Source organism: Streptomyces sp. NPDC052396, assembly GCF_044593195.1.
Classification (GTDB): Bacteria; Actinomycetota; Actinomycetes; order Streptomycetales; family Streptomycetaceae; genus Streptomyces.
Map to the genome: position 1 here is coordinate 402,483 of NZ_JBIUAW010000005.1, position 23,223 is coordinate 425,705.

The following is a 23,223-nucleotide window of genomic DNA, read 5'->3' on the forward strand; positions in this document are numbered from 1 at the left end:
CCGGACCGGCCGACGGGACGGGCTGAACGGAGGTATGACTCCAGGACATTGCTCCCCCAACGGATCGCTGATCGGATCACGTGCAGCGTGGCCGGTCGGCCGTGCTGTAAAGATACGTATCTGCCGGTTTGCCACTCAAGGTCCATGGCGTTTTCCGCCAATCATGATCCGGCACCGCGAGCATCTCGACATCGCCTCGTTCCCGGCTCCAGCCCGGTGTGAGACCCACGCTGTGACGCACGGAAGCAACCGAGTACCAGGGAGTCAGCAGATGTCGTCCAAGCTCGCCCAGCCCACCGCTGCCGGCCGTACGCCGCGACCGCGGGTGGACGCCCGCCTGCCCGAGCGCCTCGCGCTCTCCGCGGCCACTACCAAGGGCGGCACCGAGGACTTCGCCCGGTGGCTCGCCGGACGCGGTGAGGCCAACACCTTCCGGGTGGACCGCATCCCCTTCGCCGAGCTGGACGGCTGGTCGTTCGAGGAGCCGACCGGCAATCTGGTGCACCGCAGCGGCCGGTTCTTCACCGTGGAGGGGCTGCGTGTCACCGGCGGCCCGGCGCCGTTCCCCGAGTGGCACCAGCCGATCATCAAGCAGCCCGAGGTGGGCATCCTGGGCATCCTGGCCAAGGAGTTCGACGGGGTGCTGCACTTCCTGATGCAGGCCAAGATGGAGCCGGGCAACCGGAAGCTGCTCCAGCTCTCGCCCACGGTGCAGGCCACCCGCAGCAACTACACCAAGGTGCACCAGGGCGCGGATGTGAAGTACATCGAGTACTTCATCGAGCCGGGCCGGGGCCGGGTGCTGGCGGATGTGCTGCAGAGCGAGCACGGCTCATGGTTCTTCCACAAGTCCAACCGCAACATGGTGGTGGAGGCCGTGGGGGAGGTGCCGCTGCTGGACGACTTCTGCTGGCTCACCCTGGGACAGATCGGCGAACTGCTGCACCAGGACAACGTGATCAACATGGACTCGCGGACGGTGCTGTCCTGCCTGCCCTTCGCCGACCCCCACCAGCGGGCGCTGCACTCCGACACCGAGCTGCTGTCCTGGTTCACCGCCGAGCGCTCCCGGCACGAGGTGCGCGCCGAGCGCGTCCCGCTGGCCGGCCTGCCCGGCTGGAAGCGCGGGGAGAGCGTCATCGAGCATGAGGAGGGGCGCTTCTTCCAGGTGGTGGCGGTCTCGGTGCAGGCGGGCAACCGTGAGGTCACCCGCTGGACGCAGCCGCTGTTCGAGCCGGTGGGCCTGGGCGTGACGGCCTTCCTCACCCGGGAGTTCGACGGGGTGCCGCATGTCCTGGTGCACGCCCGGGTGGAGGGCGGCTTCCTGGACACCGTGGAGCTCGGCCCCACCGTCCAGTACACCCCCGGCAACTTCGGCCACCTCCCGGCCGCGGAGCGTCCGCTGTTCCTGGACCAGGTACTGGCCGCCGACGCCTCCCGCATCCGTTACGAGGCCGTGCACTCCGAGGAGGGCGGCCGCTTCCTCAACGCGGAGAGCCGCTATCTGCTGGTGGAAGCCGAGGAGGACCTCCAGGTCCCGCCGGGCTATGCCTGGGTGACCCCCGGCCAGCTCACCACCCTGGTCCAGCACGGGCATTACCTCAATGTCCAGGGCCGCACCCTGCTCGCCTGCCTCAACGCCCTGGAGGTGCAGGCCCGATGAGCACCCCCCTGCGCCTGGGCACCCTGGGCTGCGCGGAGATCGCCCGCCGCCGGATGCTGCCCGCCATGGCGGCCGGCGCCGGCACCGAGGTACGGGCCGTGGCCAGCCGCGACCTGGCCACGGCCGAGGCGACCGCCGCCCCCTACGGCGCCACCGCCGTCCGCGGCTATGCCGAGCTGCTGGAGCGGGAGGACGTGGACGCGGTCTATGTCCCGCTGCCCGCCGCCCTGCACGCCGAGTGGGTGGAACGGGCCCTGCTGGCCGGCAAGCATGTCCTCGCCGAGAAGCCGCTCACCACCGAACTCGCCCGCACCGAGGAGCTGGTGGCGCTGGCGGCGGAACGCGGCCTGGTGCTGCGGGAGAATGTGATGTTCGTCCACCACTCCCAGCACACCCAGGTGTGCGAGCTGGTACGGGACGGCGTCATCGGCCAACCGCACATCCTCCAGGCCACCTTCACCGTCCCTGCCTTCGCCGAGGACGACATCCGGCTCCGCGCCGACCTGGGCGGCGGCGCCCTGTGGGACGTGGGCATCTACCCGGTGCGCGCGGCCCTGCACCTGCTCGGCGAGGGCCTTGAGGTGGTGGGCGCCCACCTGGCCAACGGCCCCGGCCGCGAGGTGGACACCGCGGGCGCGGCACTGCTGCGCACCCCCGAGGGGGTCAGTGCCCAGCTCACCTTTGGCATGGACCACGCCTACCGCAACCGCTACGAGTTCCACGGCAGCCGGGGCACCATCACCGTGGACCGGGCCTTCACCCCGCCGGCCGACCACGTCCCGGTGGTGCGCATCGAGACCCGGGACGGTGTGACGGAGCGGCGTCTGGCGCCCGAGGACCAGGTGGCGGCCACCCTGGCCGCCTTCGCCCGGGCGGTACGAGAGCAGGAGCCCGCCGATCCCTCGGTCAGGGCGCAGGCCGCCCTGCTGGACGCGGTGCGCCGGTCAGCCGGCCGCTGACTCCAGCAGCTCCAGCGCGACCTCGAGGACGGCCAGCCGCCGCTCCTCGGGGTCGCCCCCGATGGCGTCCATGGTCAACGCCCCGAAGTGCACGGTGAGTACGGCACTGGAGTAGCGCACCTGACTGCGCATCGGCCCGCCGCCGGCATGCACCAGCTCGGACAGCCGCACCACCCGCCGCCGCAGGGTGACGCCGATGCCCAGGGACCGCAGCGAGGCCTGGTTCTCCTGGAGGATGTGGTACAGCGGCGCCGCCTTGACCAGCGATTCGCTGTAGCGGCGCAGCAGTTCGCGCTTGGTCTCCAGGGTGGGCGGTCGGCTCTCGCCCCAGGCGATCAGCGCGTCCACCGGGGCGCCGATGTCCGCGGAGAGGGCGGCCAGGATGTCCTCCTTGGTCTTGAAGTGGTAGTACAACGCGGCCTTGGTGACGCCCAGTTCCTCGGCGATCTCGCGCAGCGAGGTCTTCTCGTAGCCGCGGTGGACGAACAGCTCCAGGGCGGCTTCCTGGATGCGCTCCCGGGTGTCGCTCCGGCGGGTCTGCGGGATGTTGGCCATGCGGCGGCGTTCTCCTTCGCTGGGTGCGGCGGGGTGTGCCTACCGCCCGGTTGTTTACTTGACGCCCGGCTAGTAAGCGGCCTACGGTTGCCTCACTAAACTAGCCCGGCGGCAAGTAAGTTTGCGGTGTTGTCGGGGCTCCCGCACCCGTTCTGGGGAGAGAACATGTCGCAGGAACCCGTCCCGGCCCAGGCGCCCGCCACCCCGCCAACTTCCCGGAGCACCCGGGTGGTTATCGGTGCCGTGGTCATCGCCATGCTGCTGGCCTCGCTGGACAACCTGATCCTGGGCTCCGCGATGCCCACCATCGTCAGCGAGTTCGGCGGTCTGGAGCATCTGTCCTGGGTGGCCTCCGCCTATATGCTCGCCACCGCCGCGGCCACCCCACTGTGGGGCAAGTTCGGCGATATGTACGGGCGCAAGGGGACCTTCCTGTCCTCCATCGCCCTCTTCCTGGCCGGCTCGGCCGCCGCCGGACTCTCCCAGTCCATGGTCCAGTTGATCGCCTTCCGCGCGGTCCAGGGCCTGGGCGCCGGCGGGCTGATGGTGGGGGCGCTGTCCCTGATGGCGGCGCTGATCCCGCCCGCCGAGCGGGGCAAGTACCAGGCGCTGATCTCCGGCGCCATGGGCGTGGCCATGGTCGGCGGCCCGGTGGCGGGCGGCTTTATCACCGATCACCTCGGCTGGCGCTGGTGCTTCTATGTCAACCTCCCGCTGGGCGTACTGGCCTTCGGCATGCTGGCCTCCTGGCTGCACCTGCCCAAGCAGCGCTCCCGGGCCCGGGTCGACTACGCCGGCGCGGTGCTGCTGACCACCGCCATCAGCGCCCTGGTGCTGCTGTCCACCTGGGCCGGCACCGAGTACGCCTGGACCTCCCCGGTGATCGCCACGCTGGCGGTGGTGTTCCTGGCCGCCAGTGCCGCCTTCCTGGCGGTGGAGCGCCGGGCCGCCGAACCGGTGCTGCCCCCGCACCTGTTCCGCGACCGCAACCTCTCCCTGGCCAACGCCGTCGCCTTTCTGATGGGCTGTGTGATGGTGGGCGCGATGACCTTCCTGCCGCTGTTCCAGCAGACCGTCCAGGGCGCCTCGGCCACCAACTCCGGTCTGCTGATGCTGCCCATGGTGCTGGGCATCGTCGGCGCCAACCTCACCACCGGCCAGATCGCCACCCGCACCGCCAAGTACCGTGTCTTCCTGGTGGCGGGCTCCGCCCTGCTGGTGGCCGGGGTGGCGCTGATGCTGCGGATGGACGTGGGCACCGGCCGCACCGAGACTGGCTGCTATATGGCCGTACTCGGCCTGGGCGTGGGCCTGTTGATGCAGAACACCATCCAGGTGGCCATGGAGAGCGTGGAGCTCAAGGACCTGGGCGTGGCCTCCTCCAGCGTCACCCTCTCCCGCACCCTGGGCGGCACCCTGGGCGTGGCGGTGGCCGGCGCCGTCTTCTCGCACCAGGTGCACCGGGTGATGGCCGACCGGCTGGGCCCGGCGGCCGACCGGGTCGGCGGCGGCTCGGCGCGGCTGGACGCCGCCGGCCTCAAGAAGCTGCCGCAGACGGTCCGTTCGGCCTATGAGCACGCCGTGGCCGGCGGCATCCACCAGGTGTTCCTCTACTCCTCGGCGGTGGGCCTGGTCACCCTGGCGGTCTCCTGGTTCGTCCGCAACGGCCGCCGCGACCGCTCGGCACCCGAGCCCCCGGCCGACCGCCCGGCGTCCGACCATGCCTCCAGCGCCGCCTGATCAGGGCCCCATAGGTTCATGCCATGAAGATCACCGAAACCGCCGTCCCCGGTGCCTTTGTCATCACCCCGGATCTGATACCCGATGAGCGGGGTAACTTCTACGAGGCCATGCGTACCGATGAGTTCGCCCGGGTCATGGGGGTGGATTTCACCCCGGTGCAGATCAATTACTCGGTGTCGCGCCGCAACACCCTGCGCGGGCTGCACAGCGTCACCATTCCGCCGGGCCAGGCCAAGTTCGTCACCTGTGTGCGCGGCTCGCTGCGCGACATCGTGGTGGACCTCAGGGTCGGCTCACCGACCTTCGGCCACTACGACTCCAATGTGCTGGACGCGGACTCCGGGCGCTCGGTGTACATCCCCGAGGGGGTGGGCCATGGCTTCCTCACCCTGGAAGAGGACAGCTGTATCTGCTACGTGGTCTCCAGCACCTATGTCCCCGGCACCCAGATCGACATCAACCCCCTGGACCCGGACCTCGATCTGCCCTGGGGGTTCACCGAACCGCCGCTGATCTCCGACAAGGACGCCGGGGCCCAGAGCCTGGCCGAGGCGGCCGCCGCCGGCATCCTGTCGCACTGGCCGTCCGGGGACTGACTCAGCCGACCGTGCTCTCCCGGTAGGCGGAGGCCAGCAGCTCCTGGGCGCTGGCCAGCAGCGCCAGCCGCTTCTCCTCCGGGTCCCCCTCGATGTTCTGCAGGGCGAACACCCCGAAGTGCAGCGTCAGCAGGGCGGTCAGACAGCGCACCTGCATGGCCACCGGGGCGTCCGGCTGGTGCAGCAGCCCGGCCAGCGCCCCCACCCGGGCCTTGAAGTCCTGCCCCACGCTCATGCAGTGCAGCGTGGCCTGGTTGGTCTGCAGAATGATCAACAGCGGTGCGGACTTGGCGAAGATGGCGCTGCACCGCTCCAGCAGCTCCTGCCGGGCGGCCAGTTCGTCCCCCTGCTCACGGCCCCAGCCGATCACCTCGTCCAGCTCGGCACCCACCGCCTCGAAGAGCCCGGCGAGGATGTCCTCCTTGGTCTTGAAGTGGTAGTAGAGGGCGGCCTTGGTCACGCCCAGCTCGTCCGCGATCTCCCGCAGCGCCGTCTTCTCATAGCCCTGGTCCAGGAAGAGCCTCAGCGCGACCTCCTGAATGCGCTCGCGGGTGTCACTGCGGCGGCGCGGTGCACTGCTGCCCATCTGCTGTCCCTTCACTCGGCCGGGCCCCGGCGAGAGCGAGGCCGGACGTCCCAGCCTACCCAGCTGACCCGCTGGCAGGTAAGTCGCTCCGGTGGACTCTTCCTATGGGCCGCGCACCCGATTATTCAATTGAAATTCGGGGCGCCGTCGACTGGCTCGAATGAGTGAAAGCCCGGAACCTCTGGAATAGGCCGGAGTTAGGCAGAACGCTTTCTCAGTGGGGGCGCTACACGATCGAAAGGCTATAGACGTGCTCAAGAAGGTACTCGCCACGGCCGTCATGACGGCTTCCACGGTGGGCGTCGTCAGCGGTCCTGCGATGGCTTTCGGCAATGACCACAACCAGGACGTGGTCAACGCCAATGGCGCGCGGACCGGTTACGGCAACACAAGGACGGGCGGCAAGGAAAGCCCGCAGATGAGCCTGATCCAGGGCACGCTCAACAAGCCGTGCATCGCCATCGGCAAGGTCGGTGTCCAGTCGCTGATCGCCGTTCTGGCCAACATCGGCCTCCAGGACGTGCCGATCCTCTCCTCCGAGCAGCAGCAGCAGTGCACCGACAACTCGACGATCGACAACGGGGACAACCCGCTGTCGCACATCATCGACGACATCCCGATCCTGTCGGGCAACGGTTCGGGGAACGGTCGCTGACCTCCGGAACCGGTATCGGAATTCCCTCGGCGGCGGGTGTGCGGGCCCCGCTGCCGGGGGATTTCCGTTTTGTTTTCCGGGACGTATCCGGTGGGCCGAACGAATGAAGGCCGATAACTTTCCGGCGGATGTCCCGGTTAGGCAAGTAGCTCTCGAAATCCGTCGGCCTCCAGCGAAGGGCAATTCGTGATCAAGAAAGTAGTGGCGACGGCCGCGCTGACGGTCTCCGCAGTGGGCTGCGCGGCCGGCCCGGCGCTGGCAGCCGGTCCCATGGTCCCGCTCCGCGGTCATGACGGGGACGTGTCCAATGCCAACCAGGCGATGCAGATGTACGGCAACACCTGGACCGGCGGGTATATGAGCCCGCAGATGGGCTTGATCAACGGCTCGTTCAACAAGCCGTGTATCGCCATCGGCAAGCTCGGCCTCCAGTCGCTGGTCGGTCTGGTCAACGTCGGCCTGGAGGACGTGCCGATCCTGTCCTCGCAGCAGCAGCAGATGTGCACCGAGAACTCCACGATGCAGAACGGCGACAACCCGCTGTCGCACATCCTGGACAACATCCCGATCATCTCCGGCAACGGTTCGGCCAACGACTGAACCCGCGCTCCCGAGCACATGGAAGCCGCCCCCGACCGGGGCGGCTTCCGTCGTTGTGGAGGGGCCGGTTCAGCCCTCGTAGTAGACGGTGAGCACCGCGCCGCCGATCTCCACCCGGCGGCCACCGCCCTCGCCGCGCCGCAGGGCGCGCAGGCAGTCCAGGAACAGGGCCATCTCCTCGTCGGTGAGCACCGCCGCGGCCAAGTCGCGGAGTTCGGCCACGCTCCGGTCGGTGAGCCCGGCGGGCAGTTCGCCGGAGAGCAGCACCACGGACTCACCGGTGCTGCCCCGGACTACGGCGTTGGACGCGGAGCCACCGCTGACAACGAGCACGCTTCCCCCTGGTCGTGAGCAGAGCCGAGACGATAGCCGGGAAGCGGGCCGGTGCTCGGCGGGTTGCCGAATATTGGGCGGATTCAACCGTTCCGGGAACCGGGGCGCCCGGCCGGGGCGTCGTTGTCCGGTTGTCTCAACCCTCCTGCGGGGAGGCGGTGTTGGGGGTCCGGTCCAGCAGGGACTCGACCAGGGCGGCGACATGGCGGCGGTCCTCGGCGGACAGCCGCTGGACGCTGGCGATCAGCAGGTCCACCTCGAGGTCGGGCTGGGCGTCCGGCTGCTGGGGTGCGGTGTAGAGGTGGATGCCGCAGGCTTCGGCGGCGGCCTGGCGCACCCGGTCCAGCGGCAGTTCCAGGCCGCGGGCCAGGCCTTCCAGGGTGGCCGGCTGGGGCATCCGCACCAGGCGGTCCGAGGTGGCCAGATGGTGCACGGTCGAGCGGGGGATGCCGCCGCGGCGGGCCACCTCTCCGTAGGACCACCCTTGCCGGTCCAGTCGCTGTCTCATCAACTGCTGCAGTGCGTTGGCCACGGAAGGTCGCTTCCTGCTCGGCTCGGTGACGATCGGCTCGGGTGAACCGATTCTACGGGGGGTGTCGAGCCGAACCGCTTGCGCGGCCCCGCCGTACCCCACTACTGTCCAATCTCGTTGGACAGCTCGTCCGACCGCATCGGACGCGGGCCGGGGGGTCCTGCCCGTCTCCGTAACGCGCGGCCACGTCCCACAGGGGGATCAACATGCTTGACGCACGGGAACTTGACGCCGAGTCCGCCGAACTGCTGCCCGGCCGGGAGGCGTTGGGGAAGCTGAAGTTCAGCTTCAGCCGCACCACCCACATCACCCGGCACACCGCCCATGTGCACGCGCACAACACCTCCACGGCGCTCAACAACTGCTCGCCGGAGGCCGTCGCCCAGTCGCAGGCCTCGCAGTCGATCAGCATCCACCAGTAACGACCGCCGTAAACCGGTACCTCCAGAGAAAGGCATCGCCATGAGCATCAGCAAGGATGAGCTCGAGAACGAGTCCGGTGAACTGCTGCCCGGGCGGGAGGCGTTGGGGAAGCTGAAGTTCAGCTTCAGCCGCACCACCCACATCACCCGGCACTCGGCCCATGTGCACGCGCACAATGTCTCCACCGCGTTCAACCAGGACTCGCCCTACGCGGTGGCGCAGTCCGAGGCCGCCCAGTCGATCAGCATCCAGCAGTAACCGGAGCGGGTGCGCCGAGTGTTCGTCGAGGGGGAGGAACGGACCGTCGTCGTCGCAGGGGGCGACGGCGGTCCGGTGCCGGGCGCGGGCGGCTTTCCGTACGCCGCCTCATGGGCGGACGGAACGGGGGAGGCCGCCGCGCCGCCGCCGGTCGCCGTCCCGCGACTGGCGGCCGGACTGCGGCTGCACGGCGAGTACCAGGGCTCGGGGTTCACCACCCCCAAGTACCTGGCCCGGCGCGCCGACGGCCAGGTGGTGCAGCTCTCCCGGCTGCTCCACCTGGTCGTGACCGCTGTCGACGGCCGGCGCGACATGCGGGAGATCGCCCGGGTGGTGAGCGCCGGCTACGGGCGGGAGGTCAGCCCGGAGAACATCGCCTACCTGGTGGAGCACAAGCTGGACCCGCTGGGCGTCACGGTGCCGGAGGGCGCCGAGGACGACCAGCCGAACGCGCCCCGCTCGGACTTGCTGCTCAGTCTCAAGGGCCACCGGGTGCTGTTCGGCGAGCGGCGGGTGCAGGGGATCGCCCGCTCGCTGGCCTGGCTGCACCGGCCGCCGGTGGTGGTGCTGGTGCTGCTGGCCGCGCTCGCCATGGACACCTGGCTGTTCGCCTTCCACGGCGCCATGACGCCCGTCCTCCAAGTCCTGGAGCAGCCACTGCTGTTGCTGGCGGTGTTCGCGCTGACCGTGGCCTCGCTGCTGTTCCATGAGTTCGGGCACGCCTCGGCCTGCCGGTACTCGGGGGCGCGGCCGGGCTGCATCGGCTGTGGGCTGTTCCTGATCTGGCCGTCCATGTACACCGATGTCACCGATGTCTACCGGATCGGCCGCGCCGGACGGATCCGCACCGACCTCGGCGGGGTGTACTTCAACGTCGTCTTTATGCTCGGCCTGACCGGCGTCTACTTCCTGACCGGACAGCCGTTCCTGCTGAGCGCGGTGTACCTGGGCCACTTCGAGGTGCTGGAACAGCTGATGCCCGCGGTACGGCTGGACGGCTACTTCATCCTCGGCGACCTCGCCGGGGTGCCCGACCTCTACGGGCGTATCAGACCCATCCTGCTCAGCGCCCTGCCCGGCCGCCCCGTCCACCCGGCGGTGGCCGAACTCAAGCGCTCCACCCGGGTGATCGTCACCACCTGGGTGCTGACCATGGTGCCGCTGCTGGCCGGTGATCTGTGCTACGCGCTGTGGAACCTGCCCCGGCTGATCGACACCGGGCTGCGCTCGCTGGTGCGCCAACTGGCCGGAACCTGGGCCGCGTTCGCGGACGGGCAGCTCGCGGCGGGCCTGGCCGGGGTGCTGGGCAGCCTGATGCTGGTCTGCCCGCTGGCCGGGATGGCCTATCTGTCCGTCCGGCTGACCGGGCGGCTGCTGCGCAACGCGCTGCGCGCCACCGCCGGCCGGCCCCGGCTGCGGGCCGTGCTGGCGGTGGGCGCGGCGGGGCTGGCGGCCGGGCTGGGCCTGGCCTGGTCCAGCGGGGTCACCCCGCGGCCGCTGCCGCCCGCGCCGCCGATCGCGCCGATCCTGCAACCCCATGTGCCCACCGCCGAGCCGCCGGCGGCGGGCGGGGCGGTGGGACACGTCGAGCCGGCCGGGAAGGCCACCGGTCATGGCCGTACCGGTGGCGCGTCGGCGCTGCCCTGGCGGCCGGCCACCCTGCCGGTGCCCGTACCCCTGCTGCCGCCGGCTCCGGCGGCCAGTGCCGCACCGCCGGCCCGTCCGGCACCCCGGCCCAGTGCCGCACCGGTGCCCGCCCGTTCCCCGGCGGCCTCACCGGCGCCCCGGCCGGTGCCCAAGCCGGGCACCACACCGACCGGGCGCCCTCCGGTGTCCGTGCCGCCACCGCGTCCCTCGGCCCCGGTGAGCGCCCCGGCCAAGGCCACGGCCACCGGCGTGGCGCCGTCCGGCTCCGCGGCGGCCCAGGTGCCGCCGCCCTCACCAACAACCAGGAGGAACCCATGAACACCCACCGGAACACCCGCACCAGCTCCCGCTCCCGCAATGCCCTGCGGTTCGGCCTGCTGGCCGCCGGGGTGGCCACCCTGGCCAGTGCGGTGCCCGCCCAGGCCGCCGAGGGATTCCGGTCCGCCCGGGACGATGTGCGCACCACCGCCAACCACTTCCACCATGTCCGGGTGCGGGACTCCTTCACCGTGCACCAGCTGGGCGCGGTCGGTGCCGCGGACGTCCGCAACCAGGTGGTGGCCACCGGCGCCGGCTGCGGCGCCGACGACGCCTGCCGCTCGGTGGCGCTGTCCTTCCAGATCGTCACCCTGGCGGGGGAACACGTCCACCTCAACGCGGTGAACACCGGCCGGGCGGTCAACGACCACTGCACCGGCTGTCAGACCCTGGCCGGCGCGTACCAGTTCATCGTGGAGACCCCCAGGCCGGTCCGGCTCGACCGGGACACCCTGCGCCGACTCGACGCCGTGCACCGCCGGCTGGACGACCTGGGCCGCTCCGGGCTGCCGGCCGCCGAGCTGAAGAAGCGGGCCGACGCACTGGCCACCGAGGTCACCGGCATCCTCAAGAACGCCCACCCCGCCGAGGTCACCGTCCACCGCCACCTGCAGGGCTGGCCCGGGCACTGAGCGGTGGCGTGCCGGGGCGGTGCGCGATAGTGACGGACCATGGCACTGGGCGAGACACAGCGGCGGCTGCTGCTGGATGTGATGGCGGTCGGCGGGGCCTGGCCCCTGCTGCTGGCCGGCGGGCAGGCGGCCGAACTGCACGGCCTGGCCCGGCACGGCGGCGCCGGGCTGGAACTGGTCACCGACGCCCAGACCCCGATGGCCGAGCTCGCGTCGGCGCTGCGGGCGGGGCTGGAGGCGCGTGGCCGGCAGGTGCGGGAGCTGGCCATGGCGCCGCTGGAGGCGCGGCTGGAGGTCACCGACCCGGCCGGCGGCGCGCCGTGCCCGGTGGGCCTCCGCAAGGAGACCCTCTGGCGCCCGCCGGTGCCCGGCCCCTGTGGCCCGGTGCTGGCCGTGGAGGACCTGGTGGGCATCCGGGTGCGGGAGCTGGCCGACCGGGGAACCCCGGCCTGCCTGGTGGATGTCCGTGCGGCGGCCCGGCACCGGCCGGTGGCCGAACTGGAGGAGCTCGGCCGGCGGCACGCCCAGGACGGTCTGGAACTGGCCGAGCTCCAGGCCCGGTTGGAGGGCGTGGAGTGGCTGGACGACCGGGAGTTCGCCGCCCGCGGCCTGGACCCGGAGCAGATCGCCGGACTGCGGGCCTGGGCCCAGGGCTGGGCCGACGACATCGGCGAGCGGCTGGCCGAGGAGGCGCCGTACGAGGAACCGCCGGACGAGGAGCCTGCGGACGAGGACGTGTGAGGCCGCCGCGCTAACACCGCGTCAAGATCACGGTGTTGGGGCGTCAGGAGGCCGTCAACGCCGGTTGGACGCTCGTACATACGTCGCACACTCCCCTTCGCATATGAGGCGAAGGGGGAACGCACATGGCTGTCGCGACCACACATGGGCCGGGGACGGTGTCCAAGGCCGGCGCCCCGGCCGTACCCCCCAGGGCACCCTCGGCGGCCCCCGCCCGGGGACGCGGCGCATGGGAGTCGGTGGCCGCCGCGGCCCGCCGCCGCACCGCGAGTGTCCCGGCCCGGCTGCGGCTGCTGCGCACCGCCTGTCTGCTGGTGGCCGGCGCCCTGGCGGTGCTGTTCCTGGTGTCCGGGCTGGCCCTGTCCGGCAACTGGTCGGACATCACCGGCAGCGAGGCGCCCCGGACGCTCGGCGCCGCCGATCTCAACCTGGCGCTCAACGACATGGACGCCCAGGCCGCCAACATCCTGCTGTCCAGCGGTTCCGGCGGCCGCGACCGCAACCAGGTCTCCTATGACAAGGCGGTGCGCGTCTATGACCAGGCCCGCCGCACCGCCGCCCATCAGCTGCGCACCCTGGCGGTGGCCGCCGAGGGCGACCGGGACGCGGAGCGGGCGGTGGAGGAGCTGACCGATGGCTTCGCCCGCTACCAGGAGCTGACCGGCCAGGCCCGGGAGGACGACGCCCGCCCGGACGGCAAGCAGGCGGCCATCGTCAACTACCGTTCCGCCACCGACCTGTTGCGCGGCACCCTGCTGCCCCGGGCACGGACCCTGGTGGACCGTACCGATGCCGCCTTCGGGCGGGAGTACCAGGACGCCCGCTCCCGGCTCACCGCGGAACTGGTCACCGCGGTGGTGCTGGGGGTGCTGCTGCTGGCCGTCCTGGGCGTGCTCCAGTGGTACCTGGCCCGCCGCTTCCAGCGGGTGTTCAACCCGGCGCTGCTGGGCGCCACGGTGTGCGTGCTGGCCGCGCTGGGCCTGTGCGGGGCGCTGTTCACCGGGTCCGCGGACCGGCTGCGGGTGGCCCGGCACGACTCCTTCGACTCGGTGGTGGCGCTCTCCCGGGCGCGGGCCCTGGCCTATGACGCCAACGCCGACGAGAGCCGCTATCTGCTGGACGCCGGGCGGCGCGAGCAGTACGAGAGCGCCTACTTCGACAAGTCGCAGCAGCTCTACGGGGTCAGGGGCACCACCCTGCCGCGCTACCCGGACGACCTGGCCGCCACCTGGCGGGCGTACCGCGCCGACCCCGGTGACCCGCGGTTCACCGGTGAGTTCCGGCATGAGCTGGACAACATCACCTTCCCCGGCGAGCGGGCGGCCGCCGAGCGCACGGTGGACGCGTACCTGGTCTACCAGCGCGATGACCACCGGATCCGGGAGCTGGTGGCGGCCGGGCGGGTGCGGGAGGCCACCGACTTCGGCATCAGCTGGGATCCGGGCAAGTCCAATGCCCACTTCGACGCCTGGATGGCCGCGCTGGCCCAGGACATCGGCATCAACCAGGCGGTCTTCACCGCCAAGGCGCGGGAGGGCCGGGACGACCTGGCCACCCTGCTGCCGATGGCGGGCGGCGCGCTGCTGCTGGCGGCCGGTCTGACCGTGCTGGGGCTGCGGTCCCGGCTGGCGGAGTTCCGCTGACCGGCTGACCCGACACTCCCTGTTAAATCCCGATTTGGTCGCCAAAAGCCTGGAAGATGGAGCACTGGTGACAAGCGTGCGATTGGTCTGACAATCGCATAGACCGGACAGATCGGGCAATCTGATGTCGCAGCAACAGCGGGCTCCGGAAGCCGGCCGCACCCCCGGACCACCCCTCGGCGAGAAGCTCGCCACCTGGGCCGACGGCCGGGTCGGCCTGTTCTCCCTGGCGAAGGCCAACCTCCGGAAGATCTTTCCGGACCACTGGTCGTTCATGCTGGGCGAGGTCGCCCTCTACTCATTCCTCATCATCGTCCTCACCGGCGTCTACCTGACGATGTTCTTCAAGCCGGGCCTCAACGAGGTGGTCTACCACGGCCGTTACACCCAGCTGAACGGCGTCCGGATGTCCGAGGCGTTCTCGTCGACGATGGACATCAGCTTCGACATCCGCGGCGGACTGCTGCTGCGGCAGCTGCACCACTGGGCCGCCCTGGTCTTCATCATGGCGATGCTGGTGCATATGATGCGCGTCTTCTTCACCGGCGCCTTCCGCAAGCCGCGCGAGCTCAACTGGCTCATTGGCGCGGGGCTGTTGATCCTCGGCATGTTCGACGGCTTTATGGGCTACTCGCTCCCCGACGACCTGCTGTCCGGCACCGGCATCCGGTTTATGGAGGGCGCGATTCTCGCGGTGCCCATTGTCGGCACCTATCTGGTGATGTTCATCTTCGGCGGCCAGTACCCGGGCACCATCTGGGTGCCCAGGATGTTCACCGTCCATGTCCTGCTGATCCCCGGCGTGATGGCGGCGCTGGTGGTGGCCCATCTGATCCTGGTGATCTACCACAAGCACACCCAGGGCCTGGGTCCCGGCCGCAGGAACGACAATGTGGTGGGCATGCCGCTGATGCCGGTCTATATGGCCAAGGCGGGCGGCTTCTTCTTCCTGGTCACCGGAATCCTGTCGGTCTTCGCGGCCATCGCCCAGGTCAACCCGATCTGGGCATACGGGCCTTACCGCCCGGACCAGGTGAGCACCGACGCCCAGCCGGACTGGTACATGGGCTACTCCGAGGGCCTGATCCGGGTGATGCCCGGCTGGGAGATCAACTTCCTGGGGCACACCCTGGTGCTCGGGGTGTTCATCCCCCTGCTGGTCTTTCCCGCCATCCTGCTGTCGCTGTGGCTCTATCCCTTCTTCGAGAACTGGCTCACCGGCGACCGGCGTGAGCACCATGTCACCGAACGCCCGCGCAACAACCCCGTCCGCACCGCGTTCGGCGCCGCCTGGATCTCCGAGTATGTGCTGCTGCTGATCGGCGGTGGCAATGACCTGTTCGCCACCCACTTCCACCTCTCCATCAACATCATCACCTGGTCGGTGCGGATCGGCTTCTTTGTGCTGCCGGTCCTGGTCTTTGTGATCGTCAAGCGCTGGTGCCTGGGGCTGCAGCGCCGGGACCGGGAGAAGATCCTGCACGGCCGGGAGTCGGGGCGCATCATCCGGCTTCCGCACGGTGAGTTCATCGAGGTGCACGAGCCGCTCAACCAGGAGGACCGGTACGCCCTCAGCGCCTTCGGCCAGTACCAGCCGCTTCCGCTGCCGGCGACGGTGGACGAGAACGGCAACGTACGGAAGATTCCGTGGACCGAGCGGCTGCGGGTCCGGCTGTCCCAGTCGTACTTCGGCCCCTCCGGCCAGATTCCCAAGGTCAGCCGGGAGGAGTACCTGGCGCTGGCCGAGGCCCATCAGCACCATGAGCCGGCGGCCGGGGCGCGGCACTGACCCGCCGTGTTCGGCAGTCGCCGCTACCCCTATGGCCTGCTGGTCCCGGTGGCCCGGGTGGCCAGTGCCACGGCCGCCGAGGAGGTCCGTGCCTTCCTCGGCGGCCGCGGCATCCGCTCCACCGCCGCGCCCTGTCCCCGCCGCTCGGGCTGGCGGTTTCAGGTGCTGGTCTTCGCCCGGGACGCGGGGCGGGCGCGGCTGCTGGTCAACGAGTGGACGCTGCCGGCCGACGATCGTTCCTGAGGGTGTCCTCCAGGGCGTCCGCCACCGCGTCGCCCATCACCTGCTGGCCCTTGGCGTTGGGGTGCAGCGGCACCGCCGGGGCCTGCGGCAGCAGCCCCTCGATCCAGCGGTCGGACGAGCAGCTGTCATGGCCCTTGGTGACGCCGAAGGTGTCCACATAGGTGGCGCCGTTGGCGGCGGCGGTACGGGAGACCATGGAGTTGACCTGGTCGAGCACGGACCGCAGATAGGCGGTGTCGCCCACGGTGACGGGCACCTTGCCCAGGCACTTGAGCGGGTCGTCGGGCAGCACCGCCGGATAGCCCACCACCAGCACCCGGGCCGCCGGTGCCTTGTCGTGGATCCGCCGCAGGGCGTCGGCCAGTTGGGGCGCGGTGGCGTCCAGTCGTCCGCCCAGGGTGTTCCCGTAGTGGTGGCGGCAGGGCGCGCCCAGGGGATCGGTGATGGCCAGCGCGGTGCACATGGCCACCACATCCACAAACCCCAGGTCGGAGACGCCGATGTTATTGCCGCCGACGGTGAGGGTGACCAGTGAGGTGTCCGGGGTGACCGCGTCCAGCTGGGGGCCGTTGACCGGTATCCCGGCGTCGGTCTGCGGCGCGGTGAGCGCGCCTACCTTGGCCGCGGCACAGGTGACGTCCCGGTAGGCGGCCGGGGCGAGCCTGGCGGCCACCCGGTGGCCGTAGTTGTGGTCCGAGCGCAGGCACAGGCCCGCGGAGAGGGCGGGGATACCGGCCCCGGCCGCGTAGGAGTCCCCCAGCGCCACATACGTTCCGGACGCCGGCGGCCGGCCGGCGGCCTGGGCGGGGGTGGCGGCCAGGGCCACCGCGGTACTGAGCAGGGCGCAGCCGGCCAGCGCCAGCGGACTCTTCCCCGGGCGCCTGGCGCGGGGGTGCCGGGTGCGGTTCGACGCGGTCGCGGGCGCGGTTCCGGGCGCGGTTCCGGGCACGGTTCTGGGCACGGTTCCTCCTGGTCGGGGCAGCCGAATCGAGGGGGGCAGCTGGAACGAACTGACGAAACCGGCCGGTAACGTTGTGGGTATCGTGACCGGCCGCCGCCGCCCGGGCCATGTGCCGGAGTACAGGGCTCACCGCGCCCCGTTGTGCCCCGGCACAACGCGATCCCCGTTCCGACCCGGCTTTGTAGCCTGCCGGTCATGTGCCGTACTCCGTCTCCGCCCGTCCAAATAGCCCCCGTGGCGGCCCGGTTACTGGACCGGGCCGCCGAGCTCGGCGACCGGATGGCCGCCCGTATCCGGGCCGAGGTGCCCTACTACGGCAGTGAAGTCCATGTCTCCGCCGAGGAGTTGCGGGCCTCCTGCCGCCGCAACGCCGAACTGGTGCTGGCGCAGCTGGCCGGCGGCCAGGACATGGCGGACCCGGCCTCGGCCCGGGACACCGGCCGGCAGCGGGCCCGTCAGGGCACCCCGCTGGCCGAGCTGCTGCACGCCTACCGGGTCGGCTCCGGGCTGCTGTGGGCCGAGCTGGCCGACGCCTTCCGGGGTGCCCAGGACATCACCGCCGAGACCATCGCGGCACTGGCCGCCTGGTGGGTGCACGAGGGCCTGGCGGCGGCCGCCGGTGACGCCTATCGCGAGGCGGCCTCGGAACTGCTGCTGCAGCGCGAGCGGGAACGGTCGGTGCTGGTCGAGGCGTTGTTCTCGGGGATGCTCACGGACCGCACCACGCTCTGGGAGGCGGCCGGGGTGCTGGGCCTGCCGGCCGGCGGCCCGTTTGTCGTGGTGGCCGCCGAAGTGCCCGCGCCGGGCCGGGAGTCGCTGCCCGGCATCGAGGCCCGGCTGCTGGCCGAGCGGGCCCGCTCGGCCTGGCGCCTGCTGCCCGACCTCCAGGTGGGGCTGGTGGCGGTGCCCGGCGGGGACGGCGAGGAGGTCATTCTGCGGGTGCTCGCCCGCACCGCCGGCTCCAGGGTCGGCGTCAGCCCGCCGTACCGCCCGCTGCAGGACACCCCCCGGGCGCTGCGCCTGGCCCGGCTGGCCCTGGCCGGGCTGCGCGGCCGGGTCACCGGAGTGGCCCGGTTCGCCGACAGCCCGGTGGACCTGCTGGTGGCGGCCGCCCCCGAGGAGTCCGGGCGGGTCGCCCGGGCCGTCTTCGCCCGGCTCCTGGAACTGCCGCCCGGGGAACGGGCCCGGCTGCTGGACACCCTGGAGCACTGGTTCGCCGCCGCGGGCTCCACGGCCGTGGCGGCCGGCTCGCTGTACTGCCACCGCAACACGGTCCGTTACCGGCTGCGCAGGGTGGAGGAACTGACCGGCCGTTCGCTCCGGGACCCCGGCGCGGTCGCCGATCTGGCCGTGGGATTACGGGCGTTGCGGGTGCTGGCGCCGCATGGCGGGGCGGGGTGAACCGGCCCGTCGCCGGACGGGCGCGAACCCGTTACGGCAGTGGGCGCGGAGCCGGCTGCGACTGACGCTCCTTATGCTCTCTGTACAGACGCGACACGACCACGAGGGGGAATCGGGCGCGATGGGCGGAATGTCGCCGATAGAACCGCCGGAACCGCAGTGGGTCGGCCGGTACCGGGTGCTGCGGAAGCTGGGCGAGGGCGGCATGGGCCAGGTCTATCTCGCCCGGTCCGAGGGCGGGCGCACGGTGGCCGTGAAGGTGATCCGGCCGGAGGTCGCGCACGAGCCCGAGTTCCGCCGCCGGTTCCGGCTGGAGGTGGAGGCGGCCCGGAAGGTCGGCGCGGCCTGGACGGCGCCGGTGCTGGACGCGGACACCGAAGCCGCGGTCCCCTGGGTGGCCACCGGCTATGTGGCCGGGCCCTCCCTGCACACGGTGATCACCGAGGACTACGGCCCGCTGCCCGGGCACTCCCTGCGGGCTCTCGCCCATGGACTGGCCCTGGCGCTGCGGGACATCCATGGCGCGGGTCTGGTGCACCGCGACCTGAAGCCCTCCAATGTCCTGGTCACCGTGGACGGGCCCCGGGTCATCGACTTCGGCATCGCCCGCGCCCTGCACCCGGTGCCGGACGGGCCCGCCACCCGGACCGGCGCGGTGCTCGGCTCTCCGGGCTTTATGTCCCCCGAGCAGGTGCGCGGCCGGCGGGTCACCAGCGCCTCCGATGTCTTCTGCTACGGCGCGGTGCTGGCCTTCGCGGCCACCGGGCGGATGCCGTTCGGCACGCCGGACAGCGGACTGCACGCGCTGATGTTCCGGGTCGCCGAGGAGGAGCCGGATCTGTCGGGGCTGGCGGACGGGCCGCTGCGCGAGCTGATCGTCCGTTGTCTGGCCAAGGACCCCGGCCGGCGGCCGGACATCGCCGCGCTGGTGGAGTCCACCCACTATGACGCGGCGGCCGCCGGGCCCTGGCTGCCCGGCGAGGTGCTCGCGGGGCTGGGCCGGCACGCGGCAGAGCTGCTGGACGCGGAGTCCCCGGCCGCCGCGGTGGTGCCCACCGCCCGGTTGGTGCCCGCCACGGTGCCGGCCGCGGCCGTGCCGGTGGCCGGCCGGGGGGCTCCCATGCCTGTGCCCGTGCCCGTTCCCGCGCCCGGGCCCGCTTCGGTGCCCGGCTTCGGGCCGCCGCCGGAGCCCGCCGGGCCCCGGGAGGAGCCCGTGCTCACCGAGTCCCCGCGCGGCATGGCGATCGCCCTCCAGGCGCTGCTGGCGGTGCTGGCCCTGGTGATGCTCGGCTACCTGGCCCTCCAGGTCCGCCTGGGATACACGCTGACCCATGTCATCGCCGTCGAGGCGGACTATCCCGCGGCCCAGGCCGACCGGGCCCAGTCCCGGTTCACCAAGCTGGAGGTCCTCCAAGGGCTGCTCATGGTGCCCGTGATCGTGATGTGGCTGCTCTGGTTCTGGCGGGTCCGTATCAACGCGGAGGCATTCGCGCCCGGCCGCCAGCGCTTCCGCCGGGGCTGGGCGCTCGGCGGCTGGTTCACGCCCGTCGCCAGCCTCTGGATACCCAAGCTGGTCACCGATGACATCTGGGCCGCCAGTGACCCCGACGGCGGCAGCCCGCGGCGTGCCTCCCGGGGGGTGCTGAACGCCTGGTGGGTCTTCTGGGTGGTGGAGCTGATCTTCGGCCTGCTCAACTTCACCTTCTCCGGCCAGGCCGCCTGGTACGACACCGACGACCCCGCTGAGTCGAGACTGCTGCTGATCCCCGAGGTCCTCGACAACCTGCTGATGATCGCGGCCTGCGGCTTCGCCTTCGCGGTGGTGCGGCGCCTGACGGCCCTGCAGGTGCGGATGCGGGCGGCGGGCGCCGCGCCGGCGCCCGGCCGTCGCTGACGGCGCGGCGGCCGTCGCGGGCTACCGCGACCGGCTGCTCGGGCCGGACGGCAACGGTGGCCCGCACCACGGGAAGGGGCCCGGCGGCCCGCCGCGCTCCCAGGGCCTGTCCGACGGCTCTTGATCAACCGCTCGCAGGCACGGACGCAGCCGCCGGTGCCTTCCGGGACGCCCCATCAGGGGCGCGACCAGCCACGAACGGCCCGCACAGGAAACGCACCCCGACGGCCATGGCGAAGGCCCAAGGTCCGTAAGGCGCAACCCAGGCGCAACCCAGGCGCGCCCGGCCGCCCCGGCCGCCGTCCGCGTTCGCGGTAGCCGCTTCCGTACCCGTACCGCGGCCGCGGTAGGCCAAGTGTCTGCGGACGGGAGACGACACGCTCCGGGCGGAACGGCACGGTGGACGGCAGGACTTCGCACCGTCTGGAAGGGACCGCCTCGTGAGCGACACACCGCCGGCCAACGCCATGCAGCCCGTGAAACGGACTTGCCCGTTCGATCCGCCGCCGGAGTACCGGGTGTTCCGGGAAGAGGCCCCGATCGCGCAGGTGACCTTCCCGGACGGGGCGAGCGGCTGGCTGGTCACACGGTACGCGGACATCCGGACGGTGCTCGCCGATCCGCGGTTCAGCTCCCGGCGGCGCATGCTGCGGGCGAGCATCCCGCTGGACGAGGGTTCGGTGCCGCCGCCCGCACCGGGGTGGTTCATCCTGATGGACGCGCCGGAACACACCCGGTTCCGCCGGCTGCTCACCGGCCAGTTCACCGTGCGCCGGATGCGGGAGCTGACGCCCGCCGTGGAGCGGATCGTCGCCGGGCGGCTGGACGAGATGGCCGCCGCCGAGGGCCCGGTCGACCTCGTCCAGGCTTTCGCGCTGCCGATTCCCTCCCTGGTGATCTGTGAGCTGCTGGGCGTGCCCTACGAGGACCGCGAGGAGTTCCAGCGGAACTCGGCCCTGCTGCTCAAGATCGAGGCGAGCGCGGAGGAGGTGCAGGGGGCACAGGCGGCGATGAACCGGTACTTCCACCGGCTGGCCGCCGCCAAGCGTGCCGAACCCGGTGACGACATCCTCAGTGCCCTGGTGCACTCCGGTGACCTCACCGACGAGGAACTCGCCGGCGTCGGCTCCCTGTTGCTGATCGCCGGGCATGAGACCACCGCCAATATGATCGCGCTCAGCACCATGTGCCTGCTGCGCAACCCGGACCAGCTGGCCGCCCTGCGGGCGGACCCGTCGCTGATGGACGGCGCCGTCGAGGAGTTGCTGCGCTACCTCAGCGTCATCCAGTACGGCACACGCCGCACGGCGCTGGAGGATGTGGAGCTGGACGGCCGCCTGATCAAGGCGGGCAGCCTGGTCGTCGCCGCACTGCCGTCCGGCAACCGGGACCAGGCCCAATTCGCCGAGTGTCCCGAGCGGTTGGACGTCAGCCGGGCAAGCGGTCCGCATCTGGCCTTCGGTCATGGCATCCACCAGTGCCTGGGCCAGCAGCTGGCCCGGGTGGAGCTGAAGGCGGCGCTGTCGGCCCTGTTCCAGCGGTTCCCGGAGCTGCGTCTGGCGGTGCCGGAGGAAGAGGTGCCGATGCGCGACGACATGCTCGTCTATGGCGTCCATGAACTGCCCGTCAGCTGGTAACCACGCAGGGAGCGTCACCATGAGGATCACCATTGACGAGGACAGGTGCGTCGGCGCCGGGCAGTGCGTGCTGGCCGCCGATGAGGTCTTCGACCAGCGCGACGAGGACGGCGTGGTCGTCCTGCTCGATGCCGCCCCGCCACAGGAGCTGCTGGCCCGGGTCCAGGACGCCGCCGCCCGGTGCCCCGCGCTGGCGATAACGGTGGACGCGTAGTGCCTGCTCTGGACCGCATCGTTGTGGTGGGCGCGTCGGCCGCCGGGCTCACCGCGGCCGACACGCTGCGCCGCGACGGCTTCACCGGCACCCTGACCCTGGTCGGCGACGAACCGCGACCGCCGTACGACCGGCCGCCGCTGTCCAAGCAGGTGCTGGCGGGCGACTGGGAGCCCGAACGGACCGCCTTGCCCGCTCGGCTCCAAGCGGGGGAGCTGCGGCTGGAGTTGGGCCGGCGGGCCACCGGAGTGGACCCGGCGGCCCGCACCGTCACCCTGGACGGCGGGGAGCGGCTGCCCTACGACGGCCTGCTCATCGCCACCGGACTGCGCCCCCGTCGGCTGCCGTTCGGCCATGACCTGGCCGGGGTGCATATGCTGCGCACCCTCGACGACGCCCTCACCCTGCGCACCCAACTGCTGGCCGGGCCACGGGTGGTGGTGATCGGCGCCGGGTTCCTCGGCAGCGAGATCGCCGCCACCGCACGCGGTCTCGGCCTCGATGTCGTACTCGTCGATATCGCACCCACCCCGCTGGCCGGACAAGTGGGCATCGAGATGGGCGAGTTGGTGGCCGGGCTGCACCGTGAGCACGGTGTCCGGCTGCACCTGGGGCGCGGCGTCGCCCGGTTCGCCGGCGAGAACGGGCGGGTCCGTGCGGTGGTGCTGGACGACGGCACCCGGCTGGACGCCGAGGCCGTGGTGGTCGCCATTGGCTCGGTGCCGGCCGTCGACTGGCTGGCCGGCTCCGGGATCCCGGTCGGGGACGGGGTGCTGTGCGACCACACCTGCCGCGCGGCGCCCGGTGTCTACGCGGCCGGGGACGTCGCCAACTGGCCGCACCCCGCCCTCGGCCGCCGCGTCCGCCTCGAACAACGCACCAATGCCACCCAGCAGGCCATCGCCGCCGCCAGGAACCTTCTGGCCGGTCCCGCCGGCGCGGTGCCCTACGCACCGGTCCCGTTCGGCTGGACCGACCAGTACGACGCCAGAATCCAGATCCATGGCTGGTGCCCCGCCGGCGCCCGGGCCGAAATCGTCGAGGGCGACCCGCGGACCGGCAAGTTCGTCGCGCTCTATCACCAGGACGGCCGGGTGGTCGGCGCGCTCGGCTGGAACAGCGCGCGTGCGCTGCGCGGGTATCGCGGCAGGGTGGGTGAGCCTGTCTGAGCGCCCCGTAAGGGGCGCGGGACGGGCGCGC

24 protein-coding genes are annotated in these 23,223 nt (G+C 71.6%); 19 read left to right on the top strand and 5 right to left on the bottom strand.

Translation table 11 applies throughout. The annotated features are described in order from the left end of the window. The first annotated feature begins 271 nt into the window (after positions 1 to 271). Together ACIHFE_RS15815 and ACIHFE_RS15820 are read left to right on the top strand one after the other, a co-directional pair. A complete protein-coding gene (locus ACIHFE_RS15815; RefSeq protein WP_400106759.1) occupies positions 272 to 1,663 on the top strand; it encodes an NDP-hexose 2,3-dehydratase family protein in 1,392 nt (463 codons plus the stop codon). Then, positions 1,660 to 2,622, top strand: a complete 963-nt coding sequence (locus ACIHFE_RS15820) for a Gfo/Idh/MocA family protein (protein WP_400106761.1) — start codon at positions 1,660 to 1,662, stop codon at positions 2,620 to 2,622. Before ACIHFE_RS15815 ends, ACIHFE_RS15820 begins: the two co-directional genes overlap by 4 nt. On the opposite strand, the gene ACIHFE_RS15825 is transcribed toward ACIHFE_RS15820, so the two are convergent. Beyond that, positions 2,608 to 3,177: a TetR/AcrR family transcriptional regulator gene (locus tag ACIHFE_RS15825; protein ID WP_400106763.1), complete on the bottom strand. Its 570-nt coding sequence runs from the start codon at positions 3,175 to 3,177 to the stop codon at positions 2,608 to 2,610. The genes ACIHFE_RS15820 and ACIHFE_RS15825 overlap by 15 nt on opposite strands. Positions 3,178 to 3,342: 165 nt before the next feature. Here ACIHFE_RS15825 and ACIHFE_RS15830 point away from each other — a divergent pair, with 165 nt between their 5' ends. Continuing rightward, on the top strand, positions 3,343 to 4,917 hold the full coding sequence (locus tag ACIHFE_RS15830) for an MDR family MFS transporter (protein WP_400106765.1): 1,575 nt from the start codon (positions 3,343 to 3,345) through the stop codon (positions 4,915 to 4,917). A 23-nt stretch (positions 4,918 to 4,940) separates the two neighbouring features. Further along, complete coding sequence (locus tag ACIHFE_RS15835) at positions 4,941 to 5,516, top strand: dTDP-4-dehydrorhamnose 3,5-epimerase family protein (RefSeq protein ID WP_400106767.1); 576 nt, start codon at positions 4,941 to 4,943, stop codon at positions 5,514 to 5,516. 1 nt (position 5,517) lies between these two features. On the opposite strand, the gene ACIHFE_RS15840 is transcribed toward ACIHFE_RS15835, so the two are convergent. Continuing rightward, positions 5,518 to 6,102 carry a TetR/AcrR family transcriptional regulator gene (locus tag ACIHFE_RS15840; RefSeq protein WP_400106769.1) on the bottom strand — a complete coding sequence of 195 codons (585 nt, stop codon included), beginning with the start codon at positions 6,100 to 6,102 and terminating at the stop codon, positions 5,518 to 5,520. A 250-nt stretch (positions 6,103 to 6,352) separates the two neighbouring features. On the opposite strand from ACIHFE_RS15840, the gene ACIHFE_RS15845 reads away from it, so the two are divergent. Continuing rightward, positions 6,353 to 6,757, top strand: coding sequence for a rodlin (locus tag ACIHFE_RS15845; RefSeq protein WP_400106771.1), 405 nt, complete (start codon positions 6,353 to 6,355; stop codon positions 6,755 to 6,757). Positions 6,758 to 6,943: 186 nt separating this feature from the next. Further along, positions 6,944 to 7,357, top strand: coding sequence for a rodlin (locus tag ACIHFE_RS15850; RefSeq protein WP_400106773.1), 414 nt, complete (start codon positions 6,944 to 6,946; stop codon positions 7,355 to 7,357). A gap of 69 nt (positions 7,358 to 7,426) precedes the next feature. Here the strand turns inward: ACIHFE_RS15850 and ACIHFE_RS15855 are convergent, their stop codons facing one another. Together ACIHFE_RS15855 and ACIHFE_RS15860 are read right to left on the bottom strand one after the other, a co-directional pair. Beyond that, a complete protein-coding gene (locus ACIHFE_RS15855; protein ID WP_400106775.1) occupies positions 7,427 to 7,690 on the bottom strand; it encodes a hypothetical protein in 264 nt (87 codons plus the stop codon). Between the two features lie 136 nt (positions 7,691 to 7,826). After that, on the bottom strand, positions 7,827 to 8,222 hold the full coding sequence (locus ACIHFE_RS15860) for a helix-turn-helix domain-containing protein (RefSeq protein WP_400106777.1): 396 nt from the start codon (positions 8,220 to 8,222) through the stop codon (positions 7,827 to 7,829). A 206-nt stretch (positions 8,223 to 8,428) separates the two neighbouring features. Here ACIHFE_RS15860 and ACIHFE_RS15865 point away from each other — a divergent pair, with 206 nt between their 5' ends. The 8 genes from ACIHFE_RS15865 to ACIHFE_RS15900 all read left to right on the top strand — a co-directional run bounded on the left by ACIHFE_RS15865 (position 8,429) and on the right by ACIHFE_RS15900 (position 15,916). Continuing rightward, the gene (locus ACIHFE_RS15865; protein ID WP_400106779.1) at positions 8,429 to 8,644 is read left to right on the top strand and encodes a hypothetical protein; all 216 of its coding nucleotides are present in this window, start codon (positions 8,429 to 8,431) and stop codon (positions 8,642 to 8,644) included. Positions 8,645 to 8,684: 40 nt separating this feature from the next. Beyond that, complete coding sequence (locus tag ACIHFE_RS15870; RefSeq protein ID WP_400106781.1) at positions 8,685 to 8,903, top strand: hypothetical protein; 219 nt, start codon at positions 8,685 to 8,687, stop codon at positions 8,901 to 8,903. Positions 8,904 to 8,921: 18 nt separating this feature from the next. After that, a complete protein-coding gene (locus ACIHFE_RS15875) occupies positions 8,922 to 10,868 on the top strand; it encodes a hypothetical protein (protein WP_400106783.1) in 1,947 nt (648 codons plus the stop codon). Beyond that, positions 10,865 to 11,500 (top strand): hypothetical protein, encoded by a 636-nt coding sequence (locus ACIHFE_RS15880; protein ID WP_400106785.1) that lies wholly within the window; start codon positions 10,865 to 10,867, stop codon positions 11,498 to 11,500. Before ACIHFE_RS15875 ends, ACIHFE_RS15880 begins: the two co-directional genes overlap by 4 nt. 39 nt (positions 11,501 to 11,539) lie before the next feature. Further along, entirely contained in the window at positions 11,540 to 12,241 is a 702-nt protein-coding gene (locus ACIHFE_RS15885; RefSeq protein ID WP_400106787.1) for a hypothetical protein, read from the top strand. Between the two features lie 125 nt (positions 12,242 to 12,366). Next, positions 12,367 to 13,884: a hypothetical protein gene (locus ACIHFE_RS15890; protein ID WP_400106789.1), complete on the top strand. Its 1,518-nt coding sequence runs from the start codon at positions 12,367 to 12,369 to the stop codon at positions 13,882 to 13,884. Positions 13,885 to 14,008: 124 nt separating this feature from the next. After that, complete coding sequence (locus tag ACIHFE_RS15895; protein WP_400106791.1) at positions 14,009 to 15,673, top strand: cytochrome bc complex cytochrome b subunit; 1,665 nt, start codon at positions 14,009 to 14,011, stop codon at positions 15,671 to 15,673. A 6-nt stretch (positions 15,674 to 15,679) separates the two neighbouring features. After that, positions 15,680 to 15,916, top strand: coding sequence for a hypothetical protein (locus tag ACIHFE_RS15900; protein WP_400106793.1), 237 nt, complete (start codon positions 15,680 to 15,682; stop codon positions 15,914 to 15,916). Here the strand turns inward: ACIHFE_RS15900 and ACIHFE_RS15905 are convergent. Continuing rightward, the gene (locus tag ACIHFE_RS15905; protein WP_400106795.1) at positions 15,879 to 16,877 is read right to left on the bottom strand and encodes an SGNH/GDSL hydrolase family protein; all 999 of its coding nucleotides are present in this window, start codon (positions 16,875 to 16,877) and stop codon (positions 15,879 to 15,881) included. The genes ACIHFE_RS15900 and ACIHFE_RS15905 overlap by 38 nt on opposite strands. A gap of 195 nt (positions 16,878 to 17,072) precedes the next feature. On the opposite strand from ACIHFE_RS15905, the gene ACIHFE_RS15910 reads away from it, so the two are divergent. The 5 genes from ACIHFE_RS15910 (at position 17,073) to ACIHFE_RS15930 (ending at position 23,192) form a co-directional block, all read left to right on the top strand. After that, positions 17,073 to 18,278: a PucR family transcriptional regulator gene (locus ACIHFE_RS15910; RefSeq protein WP_400106797.1), complete on the top strand. Its 1,206-nt coding sequence runs from the start codon at positions 17,073 to 17,075 to the stop codon at positions 18,276 to 18,278. 130 nt (positions 18,279 to 18,408) lie between these two features. Then, positions 18,409 to 20,172, top strand: a complete 1,764-nt coding sequence (locus ACIHFE_RS15915; protein ID WP_400106799.1) for a DUF4328 domain-containing protein — start codon at positions 18,409 to 18,411, stop codon at positions 20,170 to 20,172. Positions 20,173 to 20,639: 467 nt separating this feature from the next. Continuing rightward, positions 20,640 to 21,809 (top strand): cytochrome P450, encoded by a 1,170-nt coding sequence (locus tag ACIHFE_RS15920; RefSeq protein WP_400107021.1) that lies wholly within the window; start codon positions 20,640 to 20,642, stop codon positions 21,807 to 21,809. 19 nt (positions 21,810 to 21,828) lie between these two features. Further along, entirely contained in the window at positions 21,829 to 22,023 is a 195-nt protein-coding gene (locus ACIHFE_RS15925; RefSeq protein ID WP_400106801.1) for a ferredoxin, read from the top strand. 8 nt (positions 22,024 to 22,031) lie between these two features. After that, complete coding sequence (locus tag ACIHFE_RS15930) at positions 22,032 to 23,192, top strand: NAD(P)/FAD-dependent oxidoreductase (RefSeq protein ID WP_400107023.1); 1,161 nt, start codon at positions 22,032 to 22,034, stop codon at positions 23,190 to 23,192. The last annotated feature ends 31 nt before the right edge of the window (positions 23,193 to 23,223 follow it).